The 13,949-nt window shown below is 60.8% G+C and carries 14 protein-coding genes and 1 tRNA gene; 1 reads left to right on the top strand and 14 read right to left on the bottom strand.

Annotated features, from left to right (window positions below):
• Nucleotides 1–3 precede the first annotated feature (3 nt).
• From KUW67_RS07410 to KUW67_RS07360, 11 genes are all read right to left on the bottom strand, one after another.
• Entirely contained in the window at nucleotides 4–414 is a 411-nt protein-coding gene (locus KUW67_RS07410; protein WP_224824659.1) for an STAS/SEC14 domain-containing protein, read from the bottom strand.
• Between the two features lie 90 nt (nucleotides 415–504).
• Nucleotides 505–594: transfer RNA gene (locus KUW67_RS07405), tRNA-Ser, on the bottom strand.
• Between the two features lie 46 nt (nucleotides 595–640).
• Complete coding sequence (locus KUW67_RS07400; protein ID WP_224824658.1) at nucleotides 641–1,012, bottom strand: hypothetical protein; 372 nt, start codon at nucleotides 1,010–1,012, stop codon at nucleotides 641–643.
• Nucleotides 1,009–1,731 (bottom strand): alanyl-tRNA editing protein, encoded by a 723-nt coding sequence (locus tag KUW67_RS07395; RefSeq protein ID WP_224824657.1) that lies wholly within the window; start codon nucleotides 1,729–1,731, stop codon nucleotides 1,009–1,011. Before KUW67_RS07395 ends, KUW67_RS07400 begins: the two co-directional genes overlap by 4 nt.
• Complete coding sequence (locus KUW67_RS07390; protein ID WP_224824656.1) at nucleotides 1,724–4,042, bottom strand: DUF3772 domain-containing protein; 2,319 nt, start codon at nucleotides 4,040–4,042, stop codon at nucleotides 1,724–1,726. The genes KUW67_RS07395 and KUW67_RS07390 overlap by 8 nt, the downstream gene beginning before the upstream one ends.
• Complete coding sequence (locus KUW67_RS07385; protein ID WP_224824655.1) at nucleotides 4,039–5,073, bottom strand: cysteine synthase A; 1,035 nt, start codon at nucleotides 5,071–5,073, stop codon at nucleotides 4,039–4,041. The genes KUW67_RS07390 and KUW67_RS07385 overlap by 4 nt, the downstream gene beginning before the upstream one ends.
• Before the next feature lie 81 nt (nucleotides 5,074–5,154).
• Nucleotides 5,155–6,261, bottom strand: a complete 1,107-nt coding sequence (locus KUW67_RS07380) for an NUDIX domain-containing protein (RefSeq protein ID WP_224824654.1) — start codon at nucleotides 6,259–6,261, stop codon at nucleotides 5,155–5,157.
• Between the two features lie 13 nt (nucleotides 6,262–6,274).
• Entirely contained in the window at nucleotides 6,275–6,715 is a 441-nt protein-coding gene (locus tag KUW67_RS07375) for a TrgA family protein (protein WP_224824653.1), read from the bottom strand.
• Between the two features lie 18 nt (nucleotides 6,716–6,733).
• Nucleotides 6,734–7,945, bottom strand: a complete 1,212-nt coding sequence (locus tag KUW67_RS07370; protein WP_224824652.1) for a cyclopropane-fatty-acyl-phospholipid synthase family protein — start codon at nucleotides 7,943–7,945, stop codon at nucleotides 6,734–6,736.
• Nucleotides 7,946–8,022: 77 nt separating this feature from the next.
• On the bottom strand, nucleotides 8,023–9,447 hold the full coding sequence (locus KUW67_RS07365) for a deoxyribodipyrimidine photo-lyase (RefSeq protein WP_224824651.1): 1,425 nt from the start codon (nucleotides 9,445–9,447) through the stop codon (nucleotides 8,023–8,025).
• Nucleotides 9,448–9,488: 41 nt separating this feature from the next.
• Nucleotides 9,489–10,721 carry an aminotransferase class V-fold PLP-dependent enzyme gene (locus KUW67_RS07360; RefSeq protein WP_224824650.1) on the bottom strand — a complete coding sequence of 411 codons (1,233 nt, stop codon included), beginning with the start codon at nucleotides 10,719–10,721 and terminating at the stop codon, nucleotides 9,489–9,491.
• 154 nt (nucleotides 10,722–10,875) lie between these two features.
• Between KUW67_RS07360 and KUW67_RS07355 the strand changes: the two genes are divergently transcribed.
• Nucleotides 10,876–11,406, top strand: coding sequence for a DUF4329 domain-containing protein (locus tag KUW67_RS07355; protein WP_224824649.1), 531 nt, complete (start codon nucleotides 10,876–10,878; stop codon nucleotides 11,404–11,406).
• On the opposite strand, the gene KUW67_RS07350 is transcribed toward KUW67_RS07355, so the two are convergent.
• From KUW67_RS07350 to KUW67_RS07340, 3 genes are read right to left on the bottom strand one after another with little or no spacing between them, the layout of a single operon-like run.
• Entirely contained in the window at nucleotides 11,403–11,843 is a 441-nt protein-coding gene (locus KUW67_RS07350) for a GNAT family N-acetyltransferase (protein ID WP_224824648.1), read from the bottom strand. The genes KUW67_RS07355 and KUW67_RS07350 overlap by 4 nt on opposite strands.
• Nucleotides 11,840–12,832, bottom strand: coding sequence for an acryloyl-CoA reductase (gene acuI / locus KUW67_RS07345; protein ID WP_224824647.1), 993 nt, complete (start codon nucleotides 12,830–12,832; stop codon nucleotides 11,840–11,842). The genes KUW67_RS07350 and acuI overlap by 4 nt, the downstream gene beginning before the upstream one ends.
• Before the next feature lie 12 nt (nucleotides 12,833–12,844).
• Nucleotides 12,845–13,948 (bottom strand): dimethylsulfoniopropionate demethylase, encoded by a 1,104-nt coding sequence (locus KUW67_RS07340; protein WP_224824646.1) that lies wholly within the window; start codon nucleotides 13,946–13,948, stop codon nucleotides 12,845–12,847.
• Nucleotide 13,949: the final 1 nt, after the last annotated feature.

Here is a 13,949-nt window from a genome sequence, read left to right as displayed (position 1 = left end):
CAATCACGCAGCGCCCGGAGCAACCTGCGGACGCGTGCCGACAAAGCTCCATGCGGCGTCGGTTTCGTCGGCGTCAAAGGCGCGGGCCTCGACCGGAATGATCTTGTCCATGAACTCGATCATCTTGGCGGCCTTCTCGGGCGCGCCAACGACCGCATACCGCTCCACATGGCTCAGCGCCTTGAAGCGCGAGGCGATCACGTCGCCGTCCAACATGCTGTCCCAGTCGCTGCCGGTGAACCCGGTCAGATCGAGCAGCATGTTGACCTTGTCATGCTTGTCGAAAGCCGCGAGCATATATTCGGCAAGCGCCTCGGAGGCGTCATCGTCGATGTGACCGGCCACGCTGAACGCGTAGACCTTCGGGTCGGAGGTCGGAATCTGGTTGATGGGCGGGTGAGCAAATTGGGTCATGGCATGTCCTTTCGAGCTTACAAAAGGTGAACCGCCAAACCGAACCACAAGTTCCGGGTCAATTGTCCAAACAACATGCAGAAAGGAAAATGGCGGAGCGACAGGGATTCGAACCCTGGAGACGGTTTCCCGCCTACACACTTTCCAGGCGTGCGCCTTCGACCACTCGGCCACCGCTCCGTGAGGGGGTGCATACAATCGTGCGGGCGCGATGCGCAAGCGGAAACTAGGGGGCTTTGTTACGGACCGAGAAAAGAGCGATGGCGAAAGGGATTTCCACGGCCACGCCGACCAGAATTTTCGGCCCCACGGCCCCGGTCGCAAGTGAGTAAAGCCCCGTCGCGGCGATCCCCAAGAGCAGGATCGCCGTGCCATCTGTGACAGCGCTGCGCGCAGGCGACGGCGCCAGATCGCGGATCGCCCACATCATATAGGTCAGCCCCAGAAACATCGGTGACGCGCGGCGTGTGATGAACTGCGCGCTGTCTTCGGTCGTGATGCCATAGCCGGTCAGATAAACGGTCGGCACAAAGCACAAGACGAGGAAAAGCCCCGCAAAAAGCAAACCGTTCAGCGTGATGGCAAGCCGGAAGCTCACGCGGCGACCAGATGCAGATTGACCCGGCGGTTCTGCTTGCCTTTGTTCTCGATCTTGCCCAACCGGACGGTGCCTATCTCGGCGGTGGAGGCGACGTGGGTGCCGCCACATGGCTGTAGATCGACCTGATCGGCCCCTTCGCCAATCCCGATCAGCCGCACCTTGCCGCTGCCCATGGGGGGCATCACAGACATGGTCTTGACCAGTTCGGGGTTCGCCTGAAGCTCGGCATCGGTGATCCAGCCTTCGGTGACACGCAAGTCCCGCGCGATAAGGGCGTTCAGCTCTGCCTCCAGCGCGTCGCGATCCTCGGGCGGCTCGGGCATCATGAAATCCAGACGCCCCTTTTCGACCCCGATCGCCCCGCCCGTTACAGGCAAAGGGATCACGACCGAGAGCAAATGCAGCGCCGTGTGCACGCGCATGTGACGGTGCCGGCGGTCCCAGTCGAGATGCTGCGTGACCTCAGCGCCCACCGTGGGCATCGGCGCGGGTTCGGCGGGGACCAGAACAACCGCGCCGTCTTCGCCTTTGACGGCTGTGGCGATTTCCAGCGTGCCGCCCTCCCACACGAGACGACCATTATCGCCGGGTTGCCCACCGCCCGTGGGATAGAAAATCGTCTGATCCAGCACGATACCGCCTTCATCGGTCAGCCCTGTCACCACACCGGGGGCATCGCGCAGATAAGGCTCTGTGCGAAAGAGCAGATCAGTCATCAGAGGTGCCTCCTTTCAGCGTTTCGGGATTACGCAGCCACAGATCACGCTGCGCGAAGGGAATTTCGATCCCTTCTTCGGCGAAACGTTTGGCGATGGCATGGTTCAAATCGGATTTCACGCTGAGAACCCAGTTCACATCCCGCAGGATCGCCCGGATTTCAAAGTCGAGGCTATCTGCCCCGAACCCCTGAAAGATCACCGCAGGTGCGGGATTGGCCAAGACCATCGGATGCGCTTTGGCGATCTCCATCAGGATGCTGTCGATCCATTTGGTATCCGTGCCATAGGCCACGCCCACCGGTACGATCACCCGGCCAACAGAGTTGCCATGGGTCCAGTTTGTCACCATCCCCGAGACCAGATCGGCATTCGGAACAATCACATCCGTGCGGTCAAACGTCTCGATCCGGGTGGAGCGCACAGAGATATCGCGCACAATGCCCATCTGGCCGCCCACCTCGATCCAGTCGCCTTCAGAGATCGGGCGCTCGATCAGCAAAATGATACCGGAGACGAAGTTGGAGACGATGTTTTGCAGGCCAAAACCAATGCCCACCGATAGCGCACCTGCAACGATCGCAAGCGAGGACAGATCAATGCCCGTAGCCGTGATTGCGATGAGGGCTGCAAGGAAAATACCCACATAGCCCAGGCCCGAGACAACCGCGTTCTGCCCGCCCAGATCCAGTCTTGTCTTGGGCAGAACCGAGTTCCGCAACGTGCCCTGGATCAGTCGGGTGGCTGCGTAGCCAGCGCTGAAGATCAGCGCAAAGGCCAGGAAATTACTGGGGGAGATGCGCGTCTCTCCGATGCGGATGCCGTTCTGAAACTGCGTCCAAAGCTCGGTCAGATCGGCGACCCGTGCGCCCCAGATCAGCGCCAGAAGCGGCAGGGCCGCAATGGTGACGCACAGCCCGATCAGGACCGGTGTCAGAGAATCGCTGGGCACTTCGCGACGCCGGGTGACGATTGCATAGAGCTGGCTGATCATGTCCTGCACGACAACGATCAGCACCAGCAAGCCAAGCGACAGAAGCGACGGGTACACCAGGAAACGCGCGGCTTGCGTGTAACCAATGGCACCCAGCACGGGGCCTACAATCCCGACCAAAATGATGGCGCGGCCCAGCAAGCCAAGCACGCGATTGCGATATGGTTGCGGGTCATCCGATCCGGCACTGGCGTCCCGCGTGCTTGCAATCCGAATGAAGCGGCCCAGCCGGGTAAGTGCGAAACCAAGCGCCAGAAGGAATGGAAACGCGACGATGCTGCGGGTGGCATCGCTCCAGTTTTCGAACTCGGCAAGGCTGACCAGAAGCGCCTGCACAAAGAAAATACCGCCTGCCAGTTGCACATAGAAACGACCGGCGCGGCGCATCTCGACAGGAACATCCAGAAGGCCTTCGACTTCGACGCGGCGCGGGAAAGTCAAACGCCCCAACCAGCGGGCAGCCAGATAGACGGCCCCTGCCACGGGAACGATATCAAGGATGACATTGCCGCGCAGACCGACGAGGCCGCTGTCAAAAAACGCCTCGACCAGAAGAACGAGCCCGAGGAAAGGGATCACCGCTTGCCCCAGCGAAATTGCGTAATGCGTCACTCGTTGCCGCGCGGGGGATTTGCGCCGGTCCAGCCATTGCTGCAGCCGGTCCAGCCAATGCCATCCCCGAAAGAGCGCAAGCATCGCCAGCACCAGATAAAGCAGGATCGTTGGCAGGTTCTCGCGAAATTCCCGGCGCTGCACCGAGGTGCCATAGGTTGCCACGACCTCTTCGCCCACATCGCGCAGGCTGGTCCCAAGCGATGTCAACGCAGTGCCCCAAAGCGCAGGATTGAGCGGTGATGGCCCCAACTCCATCAGCGCATCGGTCTGCCTTTCACGAATGACGCGGTCGATCTCGAAGATGAGACTGTCGGCTCGGCTGAATGCGTCTTCGGCCTGCACGCGCGGCGCACGCAGCGCGCTGAGCTGCTCGGTGAGTTCGGCGCGGCGCTCGGCAACCTCGTCGGGTTCCGTTTCGCCATCCGGCGGAGGAGGCCCCAGCGCCGACAAGCGCGACTGCACCGTTCGGATTTGTGCTGCGTTGACGTTCTGACCCTCGTCGAAATCTTCGCGCCATCCGACAAGATCCGTGCGCAACTGTTCCAACGCCGCGTTGGAGGCGCGCCCGGCGGCAATCGCCTCTTCTGCGCGCTCAGCCGTGTCCGACCACGCGCGATACTGCTCGGCCGTCAGCGATTGCGCCCACGCCAAGGGCGCCAGCGCGATAAACACAATCGCCAGACACAGACGCAACGCAGTCATACGTCCTCGAACACGGTGGGGATTGACGCGGGCTCGGCTGTCATCCAGTCCGGCACCGGCAGGTCTTTGGAGCGCAAGAACTCAGGGTTATAGAGCTTGGATTGATAGCGCGTGCCATAGTCGCACAGGATCGTCACGATCATGTGGCCCGGCCCCATCTCTTTGGCCATGCGCACAGCCCCCGCGATATTCACTCCGGTGGAGCCACCCATCACCAACCCTTCGTCACGCAGCAGATCAAAGATGATCGGCAGCGCCTCGGCGTCAGAAATGTTGAACGACATATCCGGTGTGAACCCTTCGAGGTTCTTGGTGATACGACCCTGCCCGATGCCTTCGCTGATTGAGCTGCCTTCGGATTTAAGCACGCCTTCGGTGTAGAACGAGTGCAGCGCCGCCCCGTCCGGATCGGCCAAACCGACCTTCACGCCTTTTGGCTGGAGCACCGCACCAACGCCCGCGACCGTGCCGCCCGAGCCTGCGGCACAAATGAAGCCGTCGACCTCGCCGCCGGTCTGCTCCCAGATCTCAGGAGCCGTGGTTTCGATATGCGCCTGACGGTTGGCAGTGTTATCGAACTGATTGGCCCAGATCGCGCCATTAGGTTCGGTTTGTGCTAGCTTTTCCGCCAAACGCTGGGAGTATCGGACGTAATTATTCGGATTTTTATAGGGCGCAGCGGGCACTTGAACCAGTTCTGCGCCTGCAAGCGTCAGCATATCCTTCTTTTCCTGGCTCTGCGTCTCGGGGATGACGATCACCGATTTGAACCCCATAGAGGCCCCGACCAGCGCCAACCCGATGCCGGTATTACCCGCCGTGCCTTCAACAATCGTGCCGCCCGGCTTCAATGCGCCGCTGGCGATGGCGTCGCGAATGATGAAGAGAGCCGCGCGATCCTTGACCGATTGGCCGGGGTTCATGAATTCGGCCTTGCCATAGATGTCACAGCCCGTCGCTTCGCTGACCGCGTTGAGCCGGATCAGTGGCGTGTTGCCGATGGCCGAAGCCAGATCTTTGTGAAGTGTCATGCGCCCTGCCCTTTTCGCGTCTGTGTTCTAAGATGTAGCGGGGCCGTGTCGCGACCTCAAGCGCGCAGTCATGCGCATGTATCAGACGCGTAGCGCTGCGCGATGCGCGGCCAGCCACCACGCGGCCATCACCAGTGGCGCGTTCGACACTGCGTCTGCGCGCGCCATTTTCATCAAGCTATCAAAAGAGACCAATGTGGAGCGGATATCCTCCTGCTCGCTTGCCAGTCCGCCGATGCCGGTCACGTCATCCGGCAAGTCCGCGATCCCAAGAAAACTGGTAAAATGCTCGGTTGTGGCACCTGGGCTGGGGTAGCATGAGGCAATCAGATGGAGCGCGCCCAGTTCCAGCCCCGCCTCCTCTCTCGCTTCGCGGCGTGCTGTTTCTTCGGCTGTTTCAACCGTGTCGATCCGGCCCGCAATAGGTTCCAGCGACCAAGGATGTGCATCCCCGCGCGCAAACGGCCCCATGCGGAACTGCTCGACCAGCAGCACCCGGTCGCGCACCGGATCGTAAGGCAGCACGATGGCCACATCGGTGGCGACAAACACCGCGCGCTCCACCTGCGCGCTCATCGCGCCGTCGTAACGACGATGGCGCAGTGTCATCTCTTGCAGGGAAAAGTAATGGGTATAGGGCCACCGGGTCTCGCTCACCTCAACGTCGGCGGCTGTCAGCCCCGACGCACTGGCCTCAGATGGCTGACGCCGGGCATTCACAACCGCCCCGGCCCGTGCGCGGATCATGCCAAAGCGCTGCGCGACGGTTTCAGGGCTGATATGGCCAAAGCCTTCCATCACTTCACGCGCCGCTTGCAGAGTGAGTTCGCCATATGTGGCAATCCAGTCTTGCAGTGACCAGGGCGCGCCAATCTCGAACGTCTGATCGCTGCGATAGACCTGTGCTGCGACCGGCCCTTTCGCCGTCTCGACCGTGATATCGACCAGACGATAGCCAAAGCCGCCTTCATAAAAATCGAGCCGCGCGATGTCGGCGGCGATCGCATCGCGCAGCAATAACCCGTCTGCAGCGCCGCCGTCCTGCAAGGTTGGAAAGGATTGTCCGGCGACCCAATAGGCCGACATGCCTTGTGCATGGGCGACTTCGACCGAAACGGAACGACCCAACACCTGCTCTAGCAGAGGCAAATGGCAGAGCGTTCCGAAGAAAAAGAGCGGTGTGCCCATCGCCAAGCGCGTCTTAATAGGCGCGCCGGCTGGCCCATTCGGTCACCATGCCGATGGCCAGACCGCCCACCAGCAGCGTGCCGATGACCGTCGGATCCAGCATGATCTTGCCATGGGTTGCCATCAGATCGACCACGCCGACCACCGCCTCGACCGCGCCATCATAGCTTTTGCGCAAGGACAGTTCGACCATCACGATGGTTGAGTTCAGCAGCAAGCCCCAGAACACAACGGCCGCCACTGTCGTCAGGCTGATCCCGATCGCTGCGTTATAACCATTGCCTGCGCGCGCACCCTGAATGCGCCATCCCATGACCAGACCAACTGCGGCGTTGATAATTGCGAAATAGCCCATGGGTCGCTCGTTCGGCATCAGCGGCACGATCAATTGCGAGACCCACCACGCAAGCGCTGCAAAGAGAACGGCGGCCACAAGGCGGGCGAATGTAGGCATGGGCTTTCCTGACCCTGCTCAGGCAGGGCGCGTCACTGTTATTTGCGTCACGTCGCAGTTTCCGCTTTGAAAGGTGGACGCACAAGAGGTCAGGTAAAAATTCCACATCCGGCGGAACCGATCATCAAATCCGAGCGCCGCAACCTGATCCCATTTATCGTTGAAGTCCTGATACCAGCGGCGCAGCGTCAGGTCATAGCTGGGACCAAATTCGATGGAATGCGAGACCGTCAAACCAGAGGTCTCGACGGCGTTTCGCAAGGCTGTCGGGCTGGGCAGCATACCCCCCGGAAAGATATATTTCTGAATGAAATCAACGCCGCGCTTGTAGACGTCCCAGCGGCGATCCTCGACCGTAATGATCTGGAGCGTGGCATTGGCCCCCGGTTTCAGACAGGTTTTCACACTATCGAAATAAACCGGCCAATACTTCTCGCCCACGGCCTCGAACATCTCGATAGAGGCGATGCCATCATAGGTGCCTTTTTCGTCACGGTAGTCCTGCAATTTGATCTCGACCCGGTCCGACAGCCCGGCTTTTTCGATCCGTGCGACCGCGTAGTCATGCTGTTCCTGGCTGATGGTCAGCCCGGTGACGCGTAATCCACGCTCTTTGGCGGCGTATTCGGCGAACCCACCCCAGCCACAGCCGATCTCAAGCACATGATCGCCTTCCTTGGCCCCCATCTGATCGACCATGCTGGCGTATTTCTTGATCTGGGCGGCTTCCGTGCTTTCCTGTCCAGTCTCGAACAGGGCCGATGAATAGGTCATCGTGTCGTCCAGCCAGAGGGCATAAAATTCATTGCCCAGATCATAGTGGTGGCTGATGTTCTTGCGCGCCTGCTTTTTGGAGTTGGATTGAAGCCAAAAGCGCAATTGTTCATAGGCGCGCACAAAGCGTTGGCCCGGAAAACCGTCATACATGTCTTCATTATCGGCATGCACCAGATCCATGAAGGCTTGCAGGTCAGGCGTGCTCCACCAACCGTCAAGATAGGCGTCGCACAGGCCAAGATCGCCTTCACGGATCATGCGGGCGAACAGGTCGTCGTTGTGGATACGCACCTCGGCAACAAAACCCGGGTTCTTGCCATCGGCGCGGAAGTGGCGGCCATCGGACAAGATTACGTCAAGACGGCCATTGTTCATGTCCTGAGCCATCTCGAACACTTGAGTGAAATAGCGCGGCAGGTTGTCCTGCCCTTTTGTCGTTGTCAGAATTGTCACGAATGGGCCTCTTGCAGTGTCATCTTTGGTTACATGCGCAATCATGGGCGAACAAGCGCCATCAAGTTGATCTTGCGTCAGAAATCGCGGTTCTCATAGGCCTCAAGCGCGCGTTTGCGGCCTTCGTCGGGGGGCACGATGGGCGACGGGTAGCTGTCGGATGACGCCATGCCCCAATGCTGTGGGATGGCGTCGAAGTAAGACAAGGCGGTCTTTGACGGGTTCGAGCGCCCCTCGGCAATCCACGCGCCGATATAGTCGCGGTTCTTATCGAATTTATCGAGCTGGGTGACCGGATTGAATACCCGGAAATAGGGTGTCGCGTCCGGGCCGGAGCCTGCAGACCATTGCCAGCCCATCGCGTTGCTGGCCGGGTCCCAGTCGATCAGACAGTCCTCGAACCAGTTCAGGCCGATTTTCCAATGACACAGCAGATGCTTGGTCAGATACGAGGCGACGATCATCCGCCCGCGATTGTGCATCGTGCCTGTCACATACATCTCGCGCATGGCGGCGTCGACAAATTCGATGCCTGTGCGGCCTTGCTTCCAAGCCTTCACCTCGGCTTTGCGCTCGTCCTCATTCCACGGGAAGGCGTCCCAATCCTCTTTCCAGTTATCCGACACGATCCGCGGCGTGTGGTGCACCAGATGATAGGCAAACTCGCGCCAGACCAGCTCTTTCAGGAACACCTCTGCGTCATCTTTGCCTTCGTGGAGGGCGCGCATCCCGGCGTGCCAGCACCGGCGCGGGCTGATCTCGCCATAGGTCAGGTTCTCGCTGAGACCGGAGGTGCCTTTGACGGCGGGCAGATCGCGGTTGGTGTTATAATCAGCCACCCAATTGGAGATGAAGTTGCCCAAACGTGAAGAGGCTGCGGCCTCGCCCACGTTGGTATGGGGCAAGACAATTTCGGCCCCCCGCTGCATCGCGGCGCCCATCTGCCAATCGTCAAGCGCGTCCGATTTCGGCCAGCTTTCCGGGGCGGGGATGCGGCCCGGTGCAGAGATATCAGACGGCACATCGCGATCTTTCACCATGCGCCACATCGGCGTGTAGACCTTATAGAAGCCGCCTGTCTTCGTCTCCACGGTCCAGGGCTCAAACAGCAAATGACCCGCGAAAGACTGCGCGTCGATACCGTCATCTTTCAGGACAGACTTGATATCGGTGTCGCGCTCTTTGGCTTCGGGATCGTAAAGACGGGACCAATAAACCGCGCCCGCCCCGGTTTCAGAGATCAGATCGCGCAGCACCTGAAGCGCATTGCCGCGTCGCAGGATAAGGCGGCTGCCTTTTTCCTGGAGCGCTTTGGCCAGCTTGGCCACACCCAGACCCAAACGCCATTTGGGCGCAGCGCCGTGCCGTTCGACCACTTCGTCGTGAATGAAGACCGGAATCACCGGGCGTCCGCTTTCGCAGGCCGCCACCAGCGCGGGGTGATCCCCCAGCCGCAAGTCGCGGCGAAACCACATCAATACCGGAGCCGTGTCGTTGCCCATACCCATCATCCTGCTCATGGCGGGGCGAGCCCCCGCGCGTGTCACTTGATGTGATCTAGGGCGTCGATCAGACGTTCAACCTCTTGAGCGGTGGTGTAATGCACAAAACTTAAGCGCAGCACGCCCGGATCAGGTGCAATACCCAGCGCTTCCAAGGGGCGGACTGCATAAAAATCACCCGATCCCGCCATGATCCCGCGCTTGGACAGGATGCGCACGGCATGCGCCGGATCATCGGGAAGTTTCAGCGCAAAGGTCGGAACGCGATCAGCCGCGTTCCTGGGGCCCAACAAGCGCCATTCAGGCCGGGTCTCAAGATAGGCCAGCAAAGGCGACATGAGCGCCTGCTCATGCTTGCGTATGACCGCCGCGACGCTTTCCGCGCGCCCCGCCCCGTCGCGCCCGGTTTTGAAGTGGTGCCGGTAGAGCGTGTCCAGATAATCCGCGATCCCCGCGCTCGCCGCGATTTCGGCATGGGCGGGGCCTGCGGGGGTGAACCGCTTGTAAAGCGCCTCGCTGTTGAAATGATGCGCCTGGTTGGGCAGCGCCGTCCCAAGCGCGCGGCGGATCACCATCAGCCCCTGATGCGGGCCATAGGTCTTGTAGGCGGAAAAGAGATAGATATCCGCTTCCAGCTTCTCGACATTGGGAAGCCCGTGGGGCGCGTAGCTGACCCCGTCCACGCAGGCGAAGGCCCCGGCCTTATGCACCCGCTGACAGATCGCCTTCACCGGGTTGATCGCCCCGATCACGTTCGAGCAATGGGGGAAACAGACCAGTCGCACCCGCCCTTCCAGAAGCGGCTCAAGCGCGTCGAGCTCCAGAAGGCCGGTTTCGGGATCAACTTCCCATTCCCGGACCTCAATGCCCCGCGCGGCCAGTTTGCGCCATGGGCCGGTATTGGCCTCATGATCCTGATTGGTCACGACAATCGCATCGCCGGGGTTCAGCCACTCGCCAAAGGCTTGCGCCAGCACGTAGACGTTCTGAGTGGTGGAGGGGCCGAAGGACAGCTCGTCGGCGGTCACGCCCAGCATTCGCGCAAGACGCTCGCGCGCCTCGTCCATCTCGTCGCCCGCCATCATCGAGGCGTGGAATGCGCCATAGGGCTGCACATTGCGTTCCTTGAAGTATCGCGAGAAGCGCCAAATCACTTGACGGCACATGTAAGACCCCCCCGCATTCTCGAAGAACGCGTGGCTTCTGAGCGAGGGCTCAGTGAACGATGGGAACTGTGCTCGGACGAATGACGTGTCCAACACTTGTCGGAGCATTTCGCCTCCACAAACGAAACTTTTGCACCAGGTGGCTATCCTCGGTAGACGAAGGCATACCGAAAAACGGCTGTTGTCACAAGTTTGAGGCCCGGTCACTCTCTGCGTCAAAAGCTCGCTCAGGGCGGATGGATTGTCTTTGAAGGAGCTTCACATGCGGATGTTGATCATCACAGGGATTATGATCGCGCTGGTCGGGTGCGCGCCGGTTGCCCCACGCCCGCCGCTGCCGCAAAGCTATGTCACGCAGGCGGTCGCGTTTCTGGATGGCCTGCAACCCCGTTCGATCGCGGAAAACCGCGAATATTGCGGTTATTTCGGGCGCGATGCCACGGCGGCTTTCGTGGCCTCACAGCCCAATCCGGGCGGCAGCGATTACTGCGATCTCGACATCACCGAACATGGGTTTGAGGTTCTGGCCTCTTACCACACCCATGCCGCTTTCGACACCGAGGCCGAGAACGAGGTCCCGAGCGACATCGATCTGCTTTCTGATATCGGAGATGACGTCTACGGCTTTGTCGCCACGCCGGGCGGGCGTGTCTGGCTGACCAATCCGGACACAAGACGTGCACGTCAGGTTTGCGGCATCGGGTGCGTGACCTCTGACCCGCAGTTCATTCGCGGGGATGCTGGCCCCATCGCGCAAAGCTATTCCTTGCGCGAGTTGCAACGACGCTTCTAGCTGGGGCGCTGATACTTGATGAAGGGCGTGAGCGTGCCGATCCGGTCATAGAGCTTGCGCGCGGCGTGGTTGAACTCTTGCGTCATCCAGTAGACAGAGGGCGCGCCATCCTTGTCCGCTTGCGCATAAACCGCCTCGATCAATGCAGCCCCGACGCCCTGCCCGCGTGCGGCAGGATCAGCGTAGAGATCTTGCAGATAGCAGACCTGTTCCACCTTCCAGCCATGGGCATGATAGAAGTAATGCACCAGACCAATGAGCGTGCCGTCATCTTCGGCGACAAAGCCCTGAACTTGGTTCCGGTCGCCGCTGATCAACCGCGCGAAGGTGGTCTGGTAGACCTCCTCCGGCACGGTGCTGTTGTAGAACTCGAGATATCCGGTCCAAAGCGCGCGCCATTGCGCCTCGTCCGCAGAGGTCAGCCGCCGGATAATCATGCGTTCACGTCGACAACGACCCGGCCTTTGACCTGACCTTTGAGGATATCGCGGCCTAGCCCCGGCAGATCGGCCAGCGTCGCGGGCTGCACCATCGCTTCGAGCTTGTCCATCGGCAGGTCTTTTGCGATCCGCTCCCACGCGCGCAGGCGATTATCATAGGGCTGCATGACGCTGTCGATGCCCAGCAGGTTCACACCGCGCAGCAGGAACGGGATGACCGTCGCAGGCAGCGCCGCGCCGCCCGCCAGACCGACAGCGGAAACGGAGGCACCGTATTTCATCTGCCCCAACACGCGGGCGAGCATGTCGCCGCCCACCGCATCGACGCAGCCTGCCCATGTTTCGGCCTCCAAAGGTCGCTTGGTCGTCTCGTTGATCTCGTCGCGCGGCACGATTTGCGTGGCCCCGAGGCTTTTGAGGTAATCCGCCGTTTCAGGCCGACCGGTCACACCGGCAACCTCATAGCCCAGATTGGCCAGAATGGCCGTCGCGACCGATCCGACACCGCCCGCAGCGCCCGTCACCAGAACAGGGCCATTGCCGGGTTTCAGACCGTGATCCTCAAGCGCCATGACCGCAAGCATGGCTGTGAATCCAGCCGTGCCAACAGCCATCGCCTGACGTGTGTCCAGACCGTCGGGCAGCGGCACAAGCCAGTCCGCCTTGACGCTGGCCATCTGCGCATATCCGCCCCAATGGGCCTCGCCCACGCGCCAGCCGGTCAGAACGACCTTGTCGCCGGGCTTATAGCGATCATCGTCAGAGCTCTCGACGGTGCCCGCAAAATCAATGCCCGGCACGTGAGGGTAGTTCCGCACCAACCCGCCACCCGGACCGATGCACAGACCGTCCTTGTAGTTCACGGTCGAGTATTCGACAGCGACCTTCACATCGCCATCGGGAAGCTGACTGCTTTCGATTTGCTGCACCGACGCGCTGGTCTTGCCCTCGTCGTCCTTCTCCACCACCAAAGCATTGAACGTCATCGCGTCTCTCCCTCAAATCCAGAATTGGTCCAGAACGGTTGCGTCGCGCATCCCGTCTGTCGTTTCAACTTCCACCTTGGTGCCCGGATCCCAATGGGTCATGCGCACCATGCCGATGGCCACGTTCGTCTCAAAATCCGGCGACCACGCCGCCGAGGTGACGGCCCCCACCTTCTTGCCATTGCCATAGATCGGCCAGGCCCGGTCACTGGGCGGCACTGCATCCCCATGGATCGAGATGGGCCGCACCTGTTTGACCGGCCCTTCCTTGGCCACCCGCAACAGCGCGTCGCGCCCAACACAGCCGATGGCCGTCTGCGTGTTGCAGAACCGCCCGAGCCCGCATTCGTGCGGCGTATTATCGTCGTCCATATCGTTGCCGTAGGACAGCAAGCCGCCCTCGATCCGCTCGATCCCGTTGGGGCAGCCGGCGCGGACGTCCAGATCTTCGCCCGCCTCCATCAGCGCATTCCAAAGCGGCATGCCAAGGGCGGTGTCGGGCATGTAAATCTCGAACCCGCCTTGCTTGGAGTAGCCAGAGCGCGCGATGACCATGGGCGTGTCCTGAAAGTCGAACCATCCAAAGCGGAAGAAACGGACGTTGCGGATATCCTCGCCGAAGAGGCGCGCCATCAATTCGTCAGCCTTGGGGCCTTGCACGGCCAGCGGCGACACGTCGGGCTCGTCCACCAATACGTCGAGGCGATAGCCATAAGCGATGCCTTTGACCCACAACAGCAAGTCGCTGTCGGCGATTGAGATCCAGTAATGATCCTCGGCCAGCTTTACGGCCACTGGGTCATTCAGCATGCCACCCGTCTCATCCACGATGGGCACATAATAGCACTGCCCCGCCAGCATCCCGCGCAGATCGCGGGGGGTGAGCATTTGCATCAGACGGCCCGCATCGGGGCCTTTCACCTCGATCTGACGCTCGACCGACACGTCCCAGACCTGCACGGCGGTCTTGAGGTGGCGGTAATCGGCCTCCACGCTTTCAAAGACCGTGGGCAGCATCATGCGGTTGTAGATCGTGTAGTTTTTGACACCCGCAGCTTCGACACCGTCTGAAAACGGAGTCCGCCGCAAACGGCGCGACGGAGAGATATTGGCCATG

Origin of the sequence: Cognatishimia sp. MH4019 (assembly GCF_020177595.1) — a bacterium.
Classification (GTDB): domain Bacteria; phylum Pseudomonadota; class Alphaproteobacteria; order Rhodobacterales; family Rhodobacteraceae; genus JAHTBL01.
This window is presented reverse-complemented; position numbering and strand designations above follow the sequence as displayed.

Excerpts from the sequence above, each read along its gene's own strand:
- KUW67_RS07410 (WP_224824659.1), bottom strand. The coding sequence starts at position 414 with ATGACCCAATTTGCTCACCCGCCCATCAACCAGATTCCGACCTCCGAC.
- KUW67_RS07395 (WP_224824657.1), bottom strand. The coding sequence starts at position 1,731 with ATGACTGATCTGCTCTTTCGCACAGAGCCTTATCTGCGCGATGCCCCC.
- KUW67_RS07390 (WP_224824656.1), bottom strand. The coding sequence starts at position 4,042 with ATGACTGCGTTGCGTCTGTGTCTGGCGATTGTGTTTATCGCGCTGGCG.
- KUW67_RS07385 (WP_224824655.1), bottom strand. The coding sequence starts at position 5,073 with ATGACACTTCACAAAGATCTGGCTTCGGCCATCGGCAACACGCCACTG.
- KUW67_RS07380 (WP_224824654.1), bottom strand. The coding sequence starts at position 6,261 with ATGGGCACACCGCTCTTTTTCTTCGGAACGCTCTGCCATTTGCCTCTG.
- KUW67_RS07375 (WP_224824653.1), bottom strand. The coding sequence starts at position 6,715 with ATGCCTACATTCGCCCGCCTTGTGGCCGCCGTTCTCTTTGCAGCGCTT.
- KUW67_RS07365 (WP_224824651.1), bottom strand. The coding sequence starts at position 9,447 with ATGGGCAACGACACGGCTCCGGTATTGATGTGGTTTCGCCGCGACTTG.
- KUW67_RS07360 (WP_224824650.1), bottom strand. The coding sequence starts at position 10,721 with ATGCTCCGACAAGTGTTGGACACGTCATTCGTCCGAGCACAGTTCCCA.
- KUW67_RS07355 (WP_224824649.1), top strand. The coding sequence starts at position 10,876 with ATGCGGATGTTGATCATCACAGGGATTATGATCGCGCTGGTCGGGTGC.
- KUW67_RS07350 (WP_224824648.1), bottom strand. The coding sequence starts at position 11,843 with ATGATTATCCGGCGGCTGACCTCTGCGGACGAGGCGCAATGGCGCGCG.
- acuI (WP_224824647.1), bottom strand. The coding sequence starts at position 12,832 with ATGACGTTCAATGCTTTGGTGGTGGAGAAGGACGACGAGGGCAAGACC.
- KUW67_RS07340 (WP_224824646.1), bottom strand. The coding sequence starts at position 13,948 with ATGGCCAATATCTCTCCGTCGCGCCGTTTGCGGCGGACTCCGTTTTCA.